This window comes from Streptomyces sp. NPDC020884 (assembly GCF_044333935.1).
In the GTDB taxonomy this organism is placed as follows: Bacteria; Actinomycetota; Actinomycetes; order Streptomycetales; family Streptomycetaceae; genus Streptomyces.
The window spans coordinates 51344-67564 of the sequence record NZ_JBIRRY010000013.1 but is presented as its reverse complement, the minus strand read 5'-3'; the positions used below and the strand labels follow the sequence as shown (position 1 = coordinate 67564).

Annotated in this window: 17 protein-coding genes; 8 read left to right on the top strand and 9 right to left on the bottom strand. The window is 72.9% G+C overall.

Annotated elements, in window-relative coordinates:
- Positions 1–26: 26 nt before the first annotated feature.
- From ACH4UK_RS33290 to ACH4UK_RS33265, 6 genes are all read right to left on the bottom strand, one after another.
- Complete coding sequence (locus ACH4UK_RS33290) at positions 27–314, bottom strand: DUF1416 domain-containing protein (protein WP_398362433.1); 288 nt, start codon at positions 312–314, stop codon at positions 27–29.
- A 53-nt stretch (positions 315–367) separates the two neighbouring features.
- Positions 368–1207: a sulfurtransferase gene (locus ACH4UK_RS33285; RefSeq protein ID WP_398362431.1), complete on the bottom strand. Its 840-nt coding sequence runs from the start codon at positions 1205–1207 to the stop codon at positions 368–370.
- Positions 1208–1636: 429 nt separating this feature from the next.
- Positions 1637–2326, bottom strand: a complete 690-nt coding sequence (locus tag ACH4UK_RS33280) for a DUF2993 domain-containing protein (RefSeq protein WP_398362430.1) — start codon at positions 2324–2326, stop codon at positions 1637–1639.
- Between the two features lie 144 nt (positions 2327–2470).
- Positions 2471–3955, bottom strand: a complete 1485-nt coding sequence (locus ACH4UK_RS33275; protein WP_398362428.1) for a hypothetical protein — start codon at positions 3953–3955, stop codon at positions 2471–2473.
- 10 nt (positions 3956–3965) lie between these two features.
- Entirely contained in the window at positions 3966–4220 is a 255-nt protein-coding gene (locus ACH4UK_RS33270; RefSeq protein ID WP_398362427.1) for a MoaD/ThiS family protein, read from the bottom strand.
- A 57-nt stretch (positions 4221–4277) separates the two neighbouring features.
- Complete coding sequence (locus ACH4UK_RS33265) at positions 4278–5195, bottom strand: alpha/beta hydrolase (RefSeq protein WP_398362425.1); 918 nt, start codon at positions 5193–5195, stop codon at positions 4278–4280.
- Positions 5196–5471: 276 nt separating this feature from the next.
- Between ACH4UK_RS33265 and ACH4UK_RS33260 the strand changes: the two genes are divergently transcribed.
- The 5 genes from ACH4UK_RS33260 (at position 5472) to ACH4UK_RS33240 (ending at position 10908) form a co-directional block, all read left to right on the top strand.
- Positions 5472–6284: a response regulator transcription factor gene (locus tag ACH4UK_RS33260; protein ID WP_398362423.1), complete on the top strand. Its 813-nt coding sequence runs from the start codon at positions 5472–5474 to the stop codon at positions 6282–6284.
- A gap of 189 nt (positions 6285–6473) precedes the next feature.
- Positions 6474–7514 (top strand): LacI family DNA-binding transcriptional regulator, encoded by a 1041-nt coding sequence (locus ACH4UK_RS33255; protein ID WP_398362421.1) that lies wholly within the window; start codon positions 6474–6476, stop codon positions 7512–7514.
- Positions 7515–7609: 95 nt separating this feature from the next.
- On the top strand, positions 7610–8698 hold the full coding sequence (locus tag ACH4UK_RS33250) for a S1C family serine protease (protein ID WP_398362419.1): 1089 nt from the start codon (positions 7610–7612) through the stop codon (positions 8696–8698).
- A 72-nt stretch (positions 8699–8770) separates the two neighbouring features.
- Positions 8771–9505, top strand: coding sequence for a response regulator transcription factor (locus tag ACH4UK_RS33245; RefSeq protein WP_398362417.1), 735 nt, complete (start codon positions 8771–8773; stop codon positions 9503–9505).
- 47 nt (positions 9506–9552) lie between these two features.
- Entirely contained in the window at positions 9553–10908 is a 1356-nt protein-coding gene (locus ACH4UK_RS33240) for a sensor histidine kinase (RefSeq protein ID WP_398362719.1), read from the top strand.
- Positions 10909–10926: 18 nt separating this feature from the next.
- Here the strand turns inward: ACH4UK_RS33240 and ACH4UK_RS33235 are convergent, their stop codons facing one another.
- Entirely contained in the window at positions 10927–11841 is a 915-nt protein-coding gene (locus tag ACH4UK_RS33235; RefSeq protein WP_398362415.1) for a phosphatidylinositol-specific phospholipase C, read from the bottom strand.
- A gap of 98 nt (positions 11842–11939) precedes the next feature.
- On the bottom strand, positions 11940–13016 hold the full coding sequence (locus ACH4UK_RS33230) for an alkene reductase (RefSeq protein WP_398362413.1): 1077 nt from the start codon (positions 13014–13016) through the stop codon (positions 11940–11942).
- Between the two features lie 131 nt (positions 13017–13147).
- On the opposite strand from ACH4UK_RS33230, the gene ACH4UK_RS33225 reads away from it, so the two are divergent.
- Positions 13148–13531, top strand: a complete 384-nt coding sequence (locus tag ACH4UK_RS33225; RefSeq protein ID WP_398362412.1) for a MerR family transcriptional regulator — start codon at positions 13148–13150, stop codon at positions 13529–13531.
- A gap of 264 nt (positions 13532–13795) precedes the next feature.
- Here ACH4UK_RS33225 and ACH4UK_RS33220 read toward each other — a convergent pair whose 3' ends face one another.
- Positions 13796–14137 carry a cupin domain-containing protein gene (locus ACH4UK_RS33220; RefSeq protein ID WP_398362411.1) on the bottom strand — a complete coding sequence of 114 codons (342 nt, stop codon included), beginning with the start codon at positions 14135–14137 and terminating at the stop codon, positions 13796–13798.
- A gap of 71 nt (positions 14138–14208) precedes the next feature.
- Between ACH4UK_RS33220 and ACH4UK_RS33215 the strand changes: the two genes are divergently transcribed.
- Positions 14209–15216 (top strand): GlxA family transcriptional regulator, encoded by a 1008-nt coding sequence (locus tag ACH4UK_RS33215; RefSeq protein ID WP_398362409.1) that lies wholly within the window; start codon positions 14209–14211, stop codon positions 15214–15216.
- Positions 15217–15359: 143 nt separating this feature from the next.
- Complete coding sequence (locus ACH4UK_RS33210) at positions 15360–16154, top strand: hypothetical protein (RefSeq protein ID WP_398362407.1); 795 nt, start codon at positions 15360–15362, stop codon at positions 16152–16154.
- Positions 16155–16221: the final 67 nt, after the last annotated feature.

Here is a 16221-nt window from a genome sequence, read left to right as displayed (position 1 = left end):
CCGGCCCGCCGCGGATCCGTGAAGGATCAGACGGCGATGGCGACCTCGGAGAGACCGCCGGTCTGCGCGACGACCACGCGGTCGGCGCTGCCGCCCGGAACCAGGGCGCGGAGCGTCCAGGTGCCCTGGGCCGCGTAGAACCGGAACTGTCCGGTCGCCGAGGTCGGGACCTCGGCGGTGAACTCGCCGGTCGAGTCCAGCAGCCGCACATAACCGGTGACGGGCTCGCCGTCGCGGGTCACGCTGCCCTGGATGGTGGTCTCACCGGACTTGATCGTCGAGGCGTCGGGGCCACCGGCCTGTGCTCCACACATGGTTCTGTCCTTCTGGTCGGGGTCGTGCAGGTCGGTCGGGACTGCTGGTGGCGCTACTTGTTGGCGCCGAGCTCGATCGGCACGCCGACGAGGGAGCCGTACTCGGTCCAGGAACCGTCGTAGTTCTTGACGTTCTCCTGGCCGAGGAGCTCGTGGAGCACGAACCAGGTGAGCGCGGAGCGCTCACCGATGCGGCAGTAGGCGATGGTGTCCTTCGCCAGGTCGACCTGCTCGTCCTCGTAGAGGGCCTTGAGCTCGTCGTCCGACTTGAAGGTGCCGTCGTCGTTGGCGTTCTTCGACCACGGGATGTTGCGGGCGCTCGGCACGTGGCCGGGGCGCTGCGACTGCTCCTGCGGGAGGTGCGCCGGGGCGAGCAGCTTGCCGCTGAACTCGTCGGGCGAACGCACGTCGACCAGGTTCTGGCTGCCGATGGCCTTCACGACGTCGTCGCGGTAGGCGCGGATCGACTCGTCCTGCGGCTTGGCCGTGTACTGCGTGGCCGGGCGCGTCGGGACGGCGTCGGTCAGGTCGCGGGAGTCGAGCTCCCACTTCTTGCGGCCGCCGTCGAGGAGCTTGACGTTCTCGTGGCCGTACAGCTTGAAGTACCAGTAGGCGTACGAGGCGAACCAGTTGTTGTTGCCGCCGTAGAGGACGACCAGGGTGTCGTTGCCGATGCCCTTCTCGCCGAGCAGCTTCTCGAAGCCGGCCTGGTCGACGAAGTCACGGCGGACCGGGTCCTGGAGGTCCTTGGTCCAGTCGATCCGGATCGCGTTCTTGATGTGGTTCTTCTCGTACGCCGAGGTGTCCTCGTCCACCTCGACGATGGCGACCTGCGCGTCGTCGATGTGGGCCTCGACCCAGTCGGCGTCTACCAGGACGTCGCTGCGGCTCATGTTGTTCTCCTCCGGGGCAGTCTGCGGCGGGGTGGTGCGAGATGCGGAGTTGCTGGGTGCGGGTGTACGCGCGGAGGCACGGAACGCGGCGCGTACGGGGCACGGGGCCGGCCCTGACAACGGTCGAAGGGCCGGGGGAAACGGGACGGTGCGAACGCCCCGCTCAGAAGGTGCGACAGAGCATGGCGGCGACGCGGCACAGGTCTACTGCCCGCCGCTTCGTGAGATCCGCCTGTCGCTTCATGGGTCGATCGTAGGGAGGTACGGGAGGAGATGTCACCGTCGTGTCGCATGATGAGACACGATCATCCGTGATGTGAGACGGAGGAAGGACGGGTGAGCCCGGGGGTCCCTTGCCGGGCTTCCTGAGCCTTCCCCGCATCTGCGGATCGGACGCGGGCGTCTCACTATCCGGATCGGGCGGCTCGGTCAGCCCGTCAGGGAAACGTCCGAGCCGGTCACGGAGATCTCCAGGCCCTTCTCGGTCACCTCGACCTGCCGGAGCTCCAGGCCCTTCGGCAGCCCGTCGATGTCGCCCTCGAAGTCGGTCTTCTTGCGGACCAGTTCCTCGACGCCGGGGATGCCCCCGCCCGGCACCTCGTCCGCGCGCACCTTGATCGTGTGGCCGTCGACGCGGGTCACGGTGGACAGCACGCTGCGCGAGATCGGGCGGCCGAGGATCTCGACGGTGCCGGTGACCTTCGCCTTGCCCTTGCCGCCGTACTCCACGACGACGCCGTCGCTGGCCGCCGCCGTCAGGTCCTCGTAACTGACGAGCGCGGTGCCGGTGGCGCGGGCGGCCGTGGCGCTGCGGTAGCCGGAACCGAGCTTCACGTCGTGGAGCTGGGCCCGGACCTCGCTGACCCGTATCGTGCGGCCCGCGGCGCTGGTCTTCATGCCGGTGAGGTTGACGTCGACCCGGTCCAGCTGCGAACCGGCGAGCTGGGTGAGGAAGGGGAATCCCTTGATCGAGACCTCCGTCGTGGCCGCGCCGCCCCCGCTGATCGTGACCCGGTCCTCGGCCTCGGACTCGGCGAAGTAGACGGCCGCGCGGTCGACCGCGAGGAACAGGCCGCCGAGCACCACCACCAGGACCAGCAGTATTCGCAGTGCGCGCATGTCTCGTTTCCCCACCCTGAGCCGATCGGTCCCCCTGGCGTCCGTGAGCCTACTGCGGCAGGAGTGGACGCCCTGGGTGATCGACGACCGACGGCCCCCGATCGGTTCCCGAGGGGCCGTCAGCAGCCGTGGCCGTACCGGCGGTCAGAGGATGGCGCGGCCGACCATGTACACGGCCGGGGCCGCGGCGGTCAGGGGCAGCGCCACCCCGGCGGTCAGGTGCACGAAGCGGGACGGGTAGTCGTAGCTCGCCACCCGCAGCCCGATGAGCGCGGCCCCGCCCGCCGCGAGACCGAGCAGTGCGCCCTTCGCGCCGAAGTCCGTCAGGCCGCCCATCGCGACCCCCGCGCCCGCAGCCGCGAGCAGGGCCACCGCGACGGAGACCGCGCCGGGCAGCGGCAGCGCACGGGCGAGCACGGCCGCCGCGACCGCCACCCCGCCGACCGTCACCGCGTCCGGGAGCGCGGCGAGGTGGCCGCCGGCGAGCACCGCGAGGGACGCGGAGACGACGGTGGCCATCAGCCCGTACATCCGCTCGTCGGCCCCGGCGTGGCTGCGGAGCTGGAGGACCACGGTGAGCAGCACCCAGACGCCCAGGGTGCCCAGGAGGGCGGCGGGACCGTGCTCCCGGCCCGCCGCGAGCAGAGCGACGTCGGCGACCAGCCCCCCGGCGAAGGCGAGCGCGATGCCCTGGCGGGCGGGCCACATGCCGTTGAGCCGGAACCATCCGGCGGCCGTCACCGCCTGGAGGAGCACGACCGGGACGAGCAGGGCGTACGGCCCGATCGCCGCGCCCCCCGCGAGCAGCAGGCCGAGCAGGGCGGTGAGCGCCGCGGGCTGCATCCCCGGCGCGATGATCGGCGAGCGCCCCTCGGCACGGGCCCGCTGGGCGTCGGTCATCCGGGCGTCGCCCGGCGTCGCGGGCGCGCCGTGGCCGGGGTCAGCGGGCGCCTGCTGCCCGGTCATGGGCGCCGACGCGGGCGCGGGCACGACGGGCTCGGCGTGCGGGGCCGGGGCCTCGGGCGGCAGCGGGTGGGAGCCCGAGGCTCCCTGGGGCGGCAGATAGGCGGTGTCGGCCGCCGAGGGCCGGTACGGCTGCTGGGGCTGGTGCTGCCCCTGGTGCGGCTGCTGGGGGTCCGGGTGCCGCGGCTGATACGAGGCCTGCGGCTGCCGCGTCCCGTACGGATCCGGCTGCTGCTGTCCGTAGGCCTGCGGCTGCCGCGTCCCGTAGGGGTCCGGCTGCTGCTGTCCGTGGGCATCCGGCTGCCGCGTCCCGTACGGATCCTGTTGCTGTCCGTAGGGATCCGGCTGCGACACCCCGTACGGATCCGGCTGCTGCTGTCCGTACGGATCCGGCTGCGACGCACCGTAGGGATCCGGCTGTCGCGGCTGCCCGTGACCGGGGCCCTGGCCCCGGCCCCGGCCGTCGTCCCCGTCCGGGCGGATCGTCGGCTGGTACTGCGTGTCCCAGGTCGGCGCCTGCCATGTCTGCGTACCGCCCTGGTCGGAGGCGGCCGGCTCCGGGGGCGCGGCGGGCTGCCCGGCCGTGCCGTCGGGCCAGTGCGGCGACGACGGCTGCTGGCGCTCGGGGTCGTACGGATACGGGTACTGCTGATCGTTGCTGCTCATGGCCTGCGGTTCACCCTCCTGCGAACGGCGGGAGCACCTCGACCGTGCCGCCCTCGGCAAGGCGTACGGTCTCATGCCCGCGGGTCCCGACGGGGTTCCCGTCGACGAGGAACGAGCACCGCCGGAGCACCTGGCTCAGCTCGCCGGGGTGCCGGCCGCGCACCGCGTCGAGCGCCTCGGCGAGGGTCGCCGCCGCGTACGGTTCCTCCGCGGTGCCCGCGGCGGCCTTGGCCGCAGCCCAGTAGCGGATCGTCCCCGCTGCCATGGCGCCACTCCTTCGGTCGATTTCTCGGACGCTCGTGCGTCAGCTCTCCATGATGGGTCACCCGGGCGGTGCGGCCGTCGCCCAGGCCGCGATGCGGGCCAGAAGGGCGTCGTCCGCCGCGTTCTCCGCGTGGCCCATGCCCCGCTCCAGCCACAGCTCCGCACCGCCCGGCCCGGCAGCATCCGCCAGCATCCTCGGGTGGTCCAGCGGGAAGTACGGGTCCCGGTCGCCGTGCACGAGGAGCAGCGGGGCCGGGGCGATGAGCGGGACCGCGGCGACCGGGGAGAGCGGGACGGGGTCCCAGTCCTCGGTGGCGATGCGGGTACGGAATCCGAAGCGGCCGACGAGGCGGCCCGAGGGGCGGGTGACCACCCAGTGCAGCCGGCGCATCGGGGCCGTCCCCCGGTAGTACCAGCGGGCGGGAGAGCTGACGGAGACCACCGCGTCCGAATGCGCCCCCGCACTCCTTGTGCGCCCCTCGCGCGCCGGTACACGGACGGACGCATCCCCGGCCAGCGGATCCCGCGGATACAGAGCGCCGTGCCGGAGCACCACGGAGCCGCCCATCGAGAACCCGACCGTCACCACCCGCGGGTGGCCCAGCCGCCGCGCCCAGGCCACCGCGGCCGCCAGGTCCAGCACCTCGCGGTCGCCGACCGTGGAGCGCCCGCCGGATCGCCCGTGGCCCCGGAACGAGAACGTGATCACGGCCGCACGCTGGGCGAACGCCCGCGCCGCACGGCGTACGGCGGGCCGCTCGGCCGAACCGGTGAATCCGTGCGCGACGACGATCGCGGGGGTCCTCGCAGGAGTCCCGGCCGCTTCGTCCCCCGCCGCCCCGGAACCCGCCGTACACGGTTCGTACACCGCCTCGACCGGTACGCCGTCATCGGTCAGCAACGTGGCGAAGCGCGGGGGTCGCGTGAGCAAGGGAACAGAAGAACTCAGGAATCGGCCCTCGGACACAGAACTCATGTGGGCTATTCTGCTGCGAAGAGGATCCGGGCAATGCAGCCCCCGGGTCCTTTTGTGCTTTACCGGCGTTGTTACGGCGACGTTTCCACAAGCTCAGCGGTCCCAGGGCGCGGGACCGCACCGTAAAACCCGCATGACGCAGAACGTACGAAGCAGTGCCGCATACTCCCCCGGGTCCGACCCGGGAGTGCCCCTCTCGCAGGGAACGAGGAGGACCGACGTAATGGGCGAGCGAACCGTGCAACACGATCGACCGAACCAGGCAGGTGGGCGGCGATGAGTTCACTGCTGCTTCTGACGAACGCACTCCAGCCGTCGACGGAGGTGCTCCCCGCCCTCGGGCTCCTGCTCCACAGTGTGCGGGTGGCCCCCGCCGAGGGCCCGGCCCTCGTGGACACCCCGGGCGCCGATGTGATCCTCGTCGACGGGCGTCGCGACCTTCCACAGGTGCGCTCGCTCTGTCAGCTGCTGCGGTCCACGGGACCCGGCTGCCCGCTGATCCTCGTCGTCACCGAGGGCGGTCTCGCGGCCGTCACCGCCGACTGGGGCGTCGACGACGTCCTGCTGGACACGGCCGGACCGGCCGAGGTCGAAGCCCGGCTGCGGCTGGCCATGGGCCGCCAGCAGATCACCTCCGACGACTCCCCGATGGAGATCCGCAACGGTGATCTCTCCGTCGACGAGGCGACGTACAGCGCGAAACTCAAGGGCCGGGTCCTGGACCTGACCTTCAAGGAATTCGAACTGCTGAAATACCTCGCCCAGCACCCGGGCCGGGTATTCACCCGCGCCCAGCTCCTCCAGGAGGTCTGGGGCTACGACTACTTCGGCGGTACGCGGACGGTCGACGTCCACGTGCGGCGGCTGCGCGCCAAGCTCGGCCCCGAGCACGAGTCGCTGATCGGCACCGTGCGCAACGTCGGCTACCGCTTCGTCACCCCGGAGAAGGTCGAGCGCGCGGCGGAGGAGGCGAAGGAGCGGGCCGCCCAGCAGCGGCAGTCCAGGGAAAGGGAAGCCCTCACCCGTTCGGAGCAGTCCCCGACCGCCGAGGTGACGGAAGAAGCGCAGGTAGAGGCTGCCAAGAGGTAGGGGGTGTCCGGTGGGTCGGGGCCGGACAGGGCGCGGCGTCCGGTGCGGTGCATCGCAAGGCGCCGGAGCGTCCTCATCGCGGAGCGATTCGGACGTTTCGGGAACGCCGCGAGGTGCCGTGCCGGACGCCGTGATCCCGGTCCTGATCCACCGGACACCCCCTGGGTCCATCCGCGTAGACTGCGGCGCGTGGCCAAGGTGACGCGGGACGATGTGGCGAGACTGGCGGGAACGTCGACCGCGGTCGTCAGTTACGTCATCAACAACGGACCCCGGCCGGTCGCCCCGGCCACGCGCGAGCGGGTGCTCGCCGCGATCAAGGAGCTGGGTTACCGGCCCGACCGGGTCGCCCAGGCCATGGCCTCGCGCCGCACGGACCTCATAGGCATGATCGTGCCGGACGCCCGGCAGCCGTTCTTCGCGGAGATGGCGCACGCGGTCGAACAGGCCGCCGCCGAACGCGGGAAAATGGTGCTCGTCGGCAACTCCGACTACCGCGACGAGCGCGAGGTCCACTATCTGCGGGCCTTCCTCGGTATGCGCGTCTCCGGGCTGATCCTGGTCAGCCAGGGCCCCAGCGAGCGCGCCGCGGCCGAGATCGAGGCCTGGGACGCCCGGGTCGTCCTGCTGCACGAGCGCCCCGAGGCGATCGACGACGTCGCCGTCGTCACCGACGACGTGGGCGGCGCCCAGCTCGCCACCCGGCACCTGCTGGAGCACGGCAACGCGTATGTGGCCTGCCTCGGCGGCGTGGAGTCGACCCCGGCGGTCGGCGACCCGGTCGCCGACCACGTCGAGGGCTGGCGCCGGGCGATGCACGAGTCGGGCCGCTCCACCGAGGGCCGGCTCTTCCAGGCCCCGTACAACCGTTACGACGCCTATCAGGTGGCCCTCGGGCTGCTGGCGGGCCCGGACAGGCCCCCGGCGATCTTCTGCGCCACGGACGACCAGGCCTTCGGCGTGCTGCGGGCCGCCCGGGAGCTGCGCATCGACGTGCCGGGCGAGCTGGCGGTGGCGGGCTTCGACGACGTGAAGGAGGCGGGTCTCACCGATCCGCCGCTGACCACGGTCTACTCCGACCGCCCGGCGATGGCGCGGGCGGCGGTGGACCTGGTGCTGGACGACTCGCTCCGGGTCTCCGGATCGCGGCGGGAGCGGCTGAAGCAGTTCCCCTCCGCGCTGGTGGTCCGGCGCTCCTGCGGCTGCGGGGAGCCCTCGCCGGCCTCCTGACCCGCCTCGCCCTTTACAGCGGGCATACGCGGTTCTTCCGGGCTTCTCAGGACGTACTCAGGCCCTTCTCATGTTCGCCGAACAGCCTGGTGCACATGACGGAGAACCTTCGCCCGAGCGGCGCGTACACGACGGACCAGGACCCGACCCCGTACTCCTCCTCCACCGGCACGGCGTACGACTCCCACGGCACGGCGTACGACGGCACGGCGGGCGGCTACCCGCCGCCGCCCCCGTACGCCCCCGCCCCGGCACCCGCCCCCGGGCGGCGTGAGCGCCGGGCGAAGCGGCCGGTGGCCCTGCTGGCGGCGGTGGCGATCGCCGCGGGCGTGATCGGCGGCGGCACCGCGACCCTGGTCGGGCAGCTCACCGACGGCGGGGCGGGCGCCACCGGCTCCGGCGGCGCGGTCAACGGCACCACCGTCTCGCAGAGCAGCAAGGGCACCGTCTCGGGCGTCGCGGAGGCGGTCTCGCCCACCATCGTGGAGATCGGCGCGACCTCGTCGGCGGGCAAGTCCACCGGCTCGGGTGTGGTGATCACCGAGGACGGCGAGATCGTCACCAACAACCACGTCATCGCGGGCGCGCAGCAGATCCAGGTCACCCTCTCCACCGGCAAGACCTACACCGCCGACGTCGTGGGCACCGACCCCGACAAGGATCTCGCGCTCATCAAGCTCCAGGGCGCGAGCGGGCTGAAGACGGCCGCGCTCGGCGACTCCTCGCAGGTCAAGGTGGGCGACCAGGTCGTGGCGATCGGTTCGCCCGAGGGCCTGACCGGCACGGTCACCAGCGGCATCGTCTCCGCGCTCGACCGGGACGTCACGGTCGCCAAGGACGACTCCGGCAGCGACTCCGGCCAGGGGCAGGGCCAGGGCCAGGGCGGCGACAGCGGGCAGTGGCCGTTCGAGTTCGGGGGCCGGCAGTTCAACGGCGACACGGGCGAGAAGACGACGACGTACAAGGCACTCCAGACCGACGCCTCGCTCAACCCCGGCAACTCCGGCGGTGCGCTGATCAACATGGACGGTGAGATCATTGGCATCAACTCCGCGATGTACGCGCCCAGTTCCTCGGCCGAGGGCAGCGGATCCGCGGCGGGCAGCGTGGGCCTCGGCTTCGCGATCCCGGTGAACACCCTCAAGGCCGACCTGGACACCCTGCGCGCGGGCGACGGTTCCTGATCCCGCGCGGCACCCGGGCCGTGCAAGGCTGAGAGCACTCCGCCGGCCGGAACGAGAAGAGGACAAGCAGCGATGAGCCCCGCCGAAGACGATCCCCAGCGCATCCTGATCGTCGACGACGAGCCGGCCGTGCGCGAGGCGCTCCAGCGCAGCCTCGCCTTCGAGGGGTACGGGACGCGGGTCGCGGTCGACGGGTACGACGCCCTGGCGATGACCGAGGCCTACGCCCCCGACCTCATCGTCCTGGACATCCAGATGCCCCGGATGGACGGCCTCACCGCCGCCCGCCGCATCCGGGCCACCGGCTCGACCACGCCCATCCTGATGCTCACCGCCCGCGACACCGTCGGCGACCGGGTCACCGGCCTCGACGCCGGCGCGGACGACTACCTGGTCAAGCCGTTCGAGCTGGACGAGCTGTTCGCCCGCATCCGGGCCCTGCTGCGCCGCAGCTCCTACGCCTCGGCGGCCGGTGCGGACCTCCCCGACGACGACGTGCTGTCCTTCGCCGACCTGCGGATGGACCTGGCCACCCGCGAGGTCACCCGGGGCGAGCGGCGGGTCGAGCTGACCCGTACCGAGTTCACGCTGCTGGAGATGTTCCTGTCCCACCCGCGCCAGGTGCTGACCCGGGAGCAGATCCTCAAGGCCGTCTGGGGCTTCGACTTCGAGCCGAGCTCCAACTCCCTGGACGTGTACGTGATGTACCTGCGCCGCAAGACGGAGGCGGGCGGCGAGCCGCGCCTCGTCCACACCGTGCGCGGGGTGGGCTACGCGCTGCGTACGGGCGGGAGCGGGGAGGCGTGAGCCCGGTGCGCCGCTTCCGGGCGCTGCCGCTGCGCTCCCGGCTCGCGATGCTGGTCGCCACGGCGGTCGCGGTGGCGGTCGCGGCGGTGGCCGCCGCGTGCTGGCTGACCACCCGCGACCGGCTGACCGAACAGCTCGACACGACGCTGTCCCAGGTGCGGCCGAACGGGGACGCGATCGGGCTGCTGGCGACGTCCTGCACGAGCGGGCTGGCCGGCGACTTCCAGATCGTGGGCCCGTACACGATCCAGCTGGTGCCGGCCGTGGGCGAGAAGCCGTGCACGGTGCCCGGCAAGTCCGCCATCCCGATCGATGCCACCGACCGGGCCGTCGCCGCCGGGCTGCGCGAGGACGCGACGCACACCACGACGGCCGAGGACGGCACGGAGATGCGGGTCCACACCTCACCCGCCGGTCCGGGCCGCCCGGGTCTCGCGGTCTCCGTGGCCGTCTCCATGAAGCAGGTCACCGATCCGCTGAACCAGCTCGCCTGGGTCCTGCTCGTCGTCTCGGGCATCGGCGTCCTGGGCGCGGGCGCGGCCGGACTGTGGATCGCGCGCGCCGGGCTGCGGCCGGTCGACGAACTGGCCGAGGCCGTCGAGCACGTGGCCCGGACCGAGGACCTGACCGTACGCATCCCGGTGGACGGCGAGGACGAGATCGCCCGGCTCTCCAGCTCGTTCAACTCGATGACGGCGCAACTGGCCACCTCCCGCGACCGGCAGGCCCAGCTCATCGCGGACGCGGGCCACGAGCTGCGCACCCCGCTGACCTCGCTCCGGACGAACGTGGAGCTGCTGGCCCGCAGCGACGAGACCGGCCGGATGATTCCGCCGGAGGACCGCAAGGCGCTGATGGCCTCGGTGAAGGCCCAGATGACGGAGCTGGCCGCACTGATCGGCGACCTCCAGGAGCTGGCCCGCCCCGACGCGGCCGAGCCCGGCCCGCTCCAGGTGGTGGCCCTGCACGAGATCACCCGCACCGCCCTGCGCCGCGCCCGCCTGCGCGGCCCCGAGCTGACGGTCACGGAGGACCTGGCCCCCTGGTACGTACGCGCCGAACCGGCCGCCCTGGAGCGGGCGATCGTCAACGTCCTGGACAACGCGGTGAAGTTCAGCCCGCCGGGCTCCACGATCGACGTGCGGCTGCACCGGGGCGAGCTGACGGTCCGGGACCGGGGCCCCGGCATCCCCGCCGAGGACCTCCCGCACGTCTTCGAACGCTTCTGGCGCTCCCCGACCGCCCGCCAGCTCCCCGGTTCGGGCCTGGGCCTGTCCATCGTGGCCCGCACCGTGCACCAGACGGGCGGCGAGATCGCGCTGCGCCCGGCCCCGGACGACGGCCCCGGCACCGTGGCGGCGCTGACGCTGCCGGGGGCGCCGACGCCGCCGCCGGGGAGCTGATTCCCCGGCGGCCGCCGCTCACCCCGTCGGGTTGTGCCGGATCAGCGACTCGACCAGCCCGGACCGCTGGTTGGGGTAGTCCAGCGGCACGATGCCGAGCCCGGTCCACCCGGCGTTCTCGGCGCGGTCCAGGAAGGAGTGCACCTGCGGGTTGAGCCGGTCGGCGTTCCAGCGGGGCGGCATCAGGGCGGCGGTGGAGACGTAGTTCATGAAGAACTTCCCCGGCTGCTCGGCCGCCTTGCGGAACTGGTCCTCGATCTTGGGATACTTGGCGAACGGCTCCGCCATGTAGTCGTCCTGGATGTCGAAGAGGGCCGGGTCCGCGTACCGCACCCCGGGCAGCCCGCCGTTGTCCGCGAGCACCACGACCTTGCCCCGGGCCCCGCCGAGGTCGGGGAGGGCGGGGTCGAGACGGAACAGGGACCGCCAGCCGCGCACGTCCAGATAGTCGTCGAAGACCGCCCGGAACTCGCCGTCGCTCGCGGAGGAGTGCTCCTGCTTGACCCGCATCAGCACGGTCTCGGTCGGCCGCGCGGCCAGGAAGTCCCGGCAGGCGACGAGGACGTCGCCGAACATCATGTTCTGGAACGACGCCCCGTGGTGGATCGCGAACGAGCCGTCGATGAGCCGGCACCGTACGTCCAGGAAGCGGATGCCGCTCTCCAGCTGCTGCGCGATCGTGGTGTTCTGGCACTCCGACCAGGGACCGCCGAACCGGGCCCCCGAGTCGTGCGTGCCCGGGATCGTGAGCCGCTGGAGGGCGGTGCCGTCGGGCAGCGCCGCCATCCAGTCCTGCGTCCCCCGGACCGCCTCCCGGGTGGCGGCGACGGCGGGTGCGGCGCCGATGACGGCGGTGGCGGAGACGGCGAGGGCTCCGGCCAGGAAGCCTCTGCGGGAGGGCAGGGACCTGGGCGTGCGCGCGGGGGTGGACATGCGGGGTGCCTCCAAGGGCCGTGGGGGGCTGGGCCCTTGGATTCTGACGGGCGCACGTCACGGCGGGAAGAGGGCGGGTCCCCCGGGCCCCGGCCCGTTCAGCCCGCGTGCTGGTACGAGGAATAGGTGACGTACCCCGTGTCGCCCCCCTGGAAGTACGTCGCCTCGTCCTCCGGAGCGATCGGCAGCCCGCCGCGCAGCCGCTCGACCAGGTCCGGGTTGGCGAGGAAGGCCCGGCCGAAGCTGATGAGATCGGCGCCCAGCCCCAGCCACCGGTCCGCGTCCGAACGCCCGGCGCGCTTCGCCCCCATCGGCAGCACCGGGTTCATGATCAGCGCGCCGGGCCAGGCCCGGCGCAGGGCGATCAGCACGTCCTCGTCGGCGGTCGCCTCCAGGTGCACATAGGCCGGCTCCAGACGCGCCAACTCCCGCAGCAGCAGGGCGTAGAGCTCGGGCACGTCCCGCTCCTCGACGCCCCAGAACGTCCCGCCCGGCGAGAGCCGGATGCCGGTCCTGTCCGCACCGACGGCGTCGACGGTCGCCGCCACCGCGTCGACGGCGAACCGCACCCGGTTGGCGAGGGACCCGCCGTACCGGTCGGTGCGGCGGTTGGCGTTCGAGGAGAGGAACTGGGAGATCAGGTAGCCGTTGGCACCGTGGAGTTCGACGCCGTCGAAGCCCGCGTCGACGGCCCGGCGGGCGGCCGACGCGTACGACCCGGCGTGCTCGGGCACCTCGGCCGTCTCCAGGGCGCGCGGCGTCGGCGCGGGCTGCGGGCCCGTCGGGGTGAACACGTCGCCGACCGCCGCGACGGCGGAGGGGCCGACCGGCCGCAGCCCGGTGGTGTCGGGGTGCGAGACCCGGCCGCCGTGCATGATCTGGGCGAAGATCCGGCCGCCGTTCGCGTGCACGGCGTCGGTCACCGGCCGCCACGAGGCGACCTGCTCGTCGGTGTGGAGTCCGGGCGTGCCGGGGTTGGACTGCCCGATCAGGCTCGGCTGCACCCCCTCGCTCACGATGAGCCCGGCGCTCGCCCGCTGCGCGTAGTACGTGGCCATCGAGGGGGTCGCGAGCCCTCCGGAGGCCGCCCGGACGCGGGTCATCGGCGCCATCACCACCCGGTTGGGCAGCACCAGGTCACCGAGGCGGTGGCTGTCGAAAAGGCTCTGGCTCATATCGCAAAGCTCCTAGCTGGATATCCCGTAGCGCCCGCGAGCCGGGCACAGCGCTACGCTAAAACCTGACATCAATGTGAGGGGCAAGGCCGTACGGCAACTCCGTCGGCGACCGGGCAGGAGGGATGGGCATGCGCATCGGAGATCTCGCGGCCGCCACGGGGGCCAGCGTCCGGTCCCTGCGGTACTACGAGGAGCAGCGGCTCCTGGCCAGCACCCGCAGCCCGAGCGGCCAGCGGCACTACACGGACGCCGAGGTCGACCGGGTCCACTTCATCCAGCGCCTCTACGCCGCCGGCCTGTCCAGCCGCACGGTCAAGGAGCTCCTGCCCTGCGTCGACGCCCCCAGCGAGGAGTCATCCGACGCGGCGATGGAGCGGATGGAGCAGGAACGGGAACGGATCTCCGCCCACATCGACGAGCTCATCACCACCCGGGACGCCCTGGACGTCCTGATGGCCACCAACCGCGCCCACCGCCGCGGTCTGCGCGGCGTCTCCGGAAGCGGCAGCTGAGGCCTCGGGCGACGGCGGCAGCGTCGGGACGCACGCTCCGGGAAGGTCCGGCGTGGCACAGCGGGGCGGAAGATCAGGGGTGAGCAGCGAACGTGCAGTCATGGGTCCCACCTGCCGTGCGGGGAGCCGGTCGATCTCTCACAGGTGATTCGTAGCCGCACGGCCGGGGGATTGGGCACGGGCTCCGCACCCGCCCACGACGCGCTGGGGCCGTCCGCCCGGTCCCCTGTTCCGGGCGGACGGCCCCGGCGCGTCGGCCCCGGCTCAGGCGGCCATCAGGGAGATGCCGAGCATCCGCGCCCCCGTCTCCGTGCGCGGCCGGTGCTCACTGCCCGGCGCGAACACGACGTACGTTCCCGGCCCGTGGCGCTCGCCGCCGTCGATGACCTCACCGGTCAGGACGAAGTACCGCTCCTCGGTGGGGTGTCGGTCGATCTCGGGCCACTCCGCGCCCGCCGCGAAGTCGATCAGCCAGCCCCGGGCGTACGCCGTGCCGGGCAGCCTGCGGCGCAGGATCCCGGGGGCCACCTCGTGCGGTTCCACGTCGTCGATGTGCAGGACGGTCTTCAGGGTGCTCGCCGTGTCGGACCGGCTCTCCTTGCTCATGGCCCCAGCGTGACGCGGAACGACCGGCCCGGACGAGTGTCCGACATGACATCCTCGGGTACTTTTCTGCCATGCCCGCATCCGCGTCCGCATCCGCGTCCCGGCATCATGTGGTGGCGCTGCTCAACGAGCCGCAGTCGCCCTTCGAACTCGCCTGTGCCGCCGAGGTCTTCGGGGGCGTCCGCCCGGATCTGCCCGCGCACTACACCTTCGAGGTCTGTGCGCGGCGGCCCGGCCCCCTGCGGACCACCGTCGGGCACGCGCTGCTCGTCGAGAGCGGCCTCGACGCCCTGCGGCGGGCGGACACCGTGATCGTGCCGGGCTGGCAGCCGCCCGGCGGGCCCGTGCCGGACGACGTCCTGGACGCCCTGCGGGCGGCGCACCGGCGCGGGGCGCGCATCGTGTCGATCTGCACGGGCGCCTTCGTCCTCGCACGGGCCGGGCTGCTGGCGGGGCGTCGCGCGACCACGCACTGGCGGCGGAGCGGCCGGCTGGCCGAGGCCTTCCCCGAGGTGAGCGTCGCCGACGACGTGCTCTACGTCGACCACGGCGATGTGGCGACCAGCGCGGGCAGCGGCGCGGGCATCGACCTCTGCCTCCACCTCGTACGCTCCGACCTGGGGGCCTTCTACGCCGCGCAGGTGGCCCGGAGCATGGTGCTGCCACCGCACCGGGACGGCAGCCAACTCCCGTACGCGGCACCGCCCGTCCCCAGGGGCGCGGACCCGGACGCCTCGCTGGCCCCGGTCCTGGAGTGGGCGCTGACGCGGCTGGGGACGGACCTGTCCGTCGACCGGCTGGCCGCGTACGCCGGTCTCTCCCCGCGCACCTTCGCCCGCCGGTTCGTCCGTCAGATCGGCACCAGCCCCGGACAGTGGCTGCTCCAGCAGCGCGTCGACGCGGCCCGGTCGCTGCTGGAGCGGACCGATCTGCCGGTCGAGACGGTCGCCGTCCGGGTCGGGCTGTCCTCGGCGGTCAACCTGCGGCGGCGGTTCCGCGCCGCCCTCGGGACGACGCCCGGCGCGTACCGGCACATCTTCGGCGAGGCCGCACCGGCGAAGGGACAGCCCGGTCACTGAGCGAGCGCCCCTCGAGGCCGTCGCCCCTGCAACCGCGACCGGCCGTGGGGCGTCGTCAGACCTGTGGGTGCCGATAACCGGCATGCGTCACACCCGCCACACCCGTCTCTCGCCTCTCACGCCCCTCACGCCCGGAGGAACCTGTGCGCAGATTCACCGCCACCCTGCTGACCCTCGTCTCCACCGCCGCCGCCGTCGGCACCACCCTCGTCGCCCCGTCCGTCGCGGTCGCCGCCGACACCTGGGGGGCTCACGACAAGAACTGCAAGACCGTCAACGTCGACGCCCAGCCGGTCGCCTCCGTGTGCGCGGAGGTGCAGAAGCGCGTCACCAGTGCGGGGAAGATCAACGGCTACCGGGCGCGCGTGACCGTGAACCCCACCGAGGGCAACTGGGTCAAGCCGACCTCCTACGTCTGGTCCACCTCCGGCGGCCTCGGCGAGGTGTGCGCCGGCGGCTGTCCCCAGCAGACCGCCGCCTGGTCGTCCCCCTGGTCCTCGGTGAAGACCGTCGCCGGCAGCTACACGGTGCGCGGCGAGACCAACGTCGGCAGCTTCGATGTCTCCGCCTCCTGGAGCGGCTGGTTCCAGGTCGCGGAGAAGTGCGTGACCTACGCCGGCGCGGGCGAGGTCTGCGTACGACGGCACGAGCGCAGCCACCGCGCCGTCAACCAGGAGCGCGGCCAGATCGCCGTGCACCCCGCCAAGGACAAGTGGATCGAGCCCCGCACGGTCCGGGTCGGCGCGGTCAACGACGGCACGAGCACGTCCAAGGGCCTCGACCTGTGCGACCCGAAGTGCACCCGGCGCACCGGCAACTGGGCGGGCGACGTCTCCCGGAACCTGGTCGGCCCCGGCGGCACCTTCGAGGGCTTCGCCTCGGCGTCCTTCGCCCTGCCGTCCGGCACGGTGAAGACCCTCAAGGCCACGTACTCCTGACAGCGCGCCGCGCCGCGGTGAAGCGTCGCAGGGGAGGGGCGGGGGCCCGCACGGGCCCCCGCCCCTC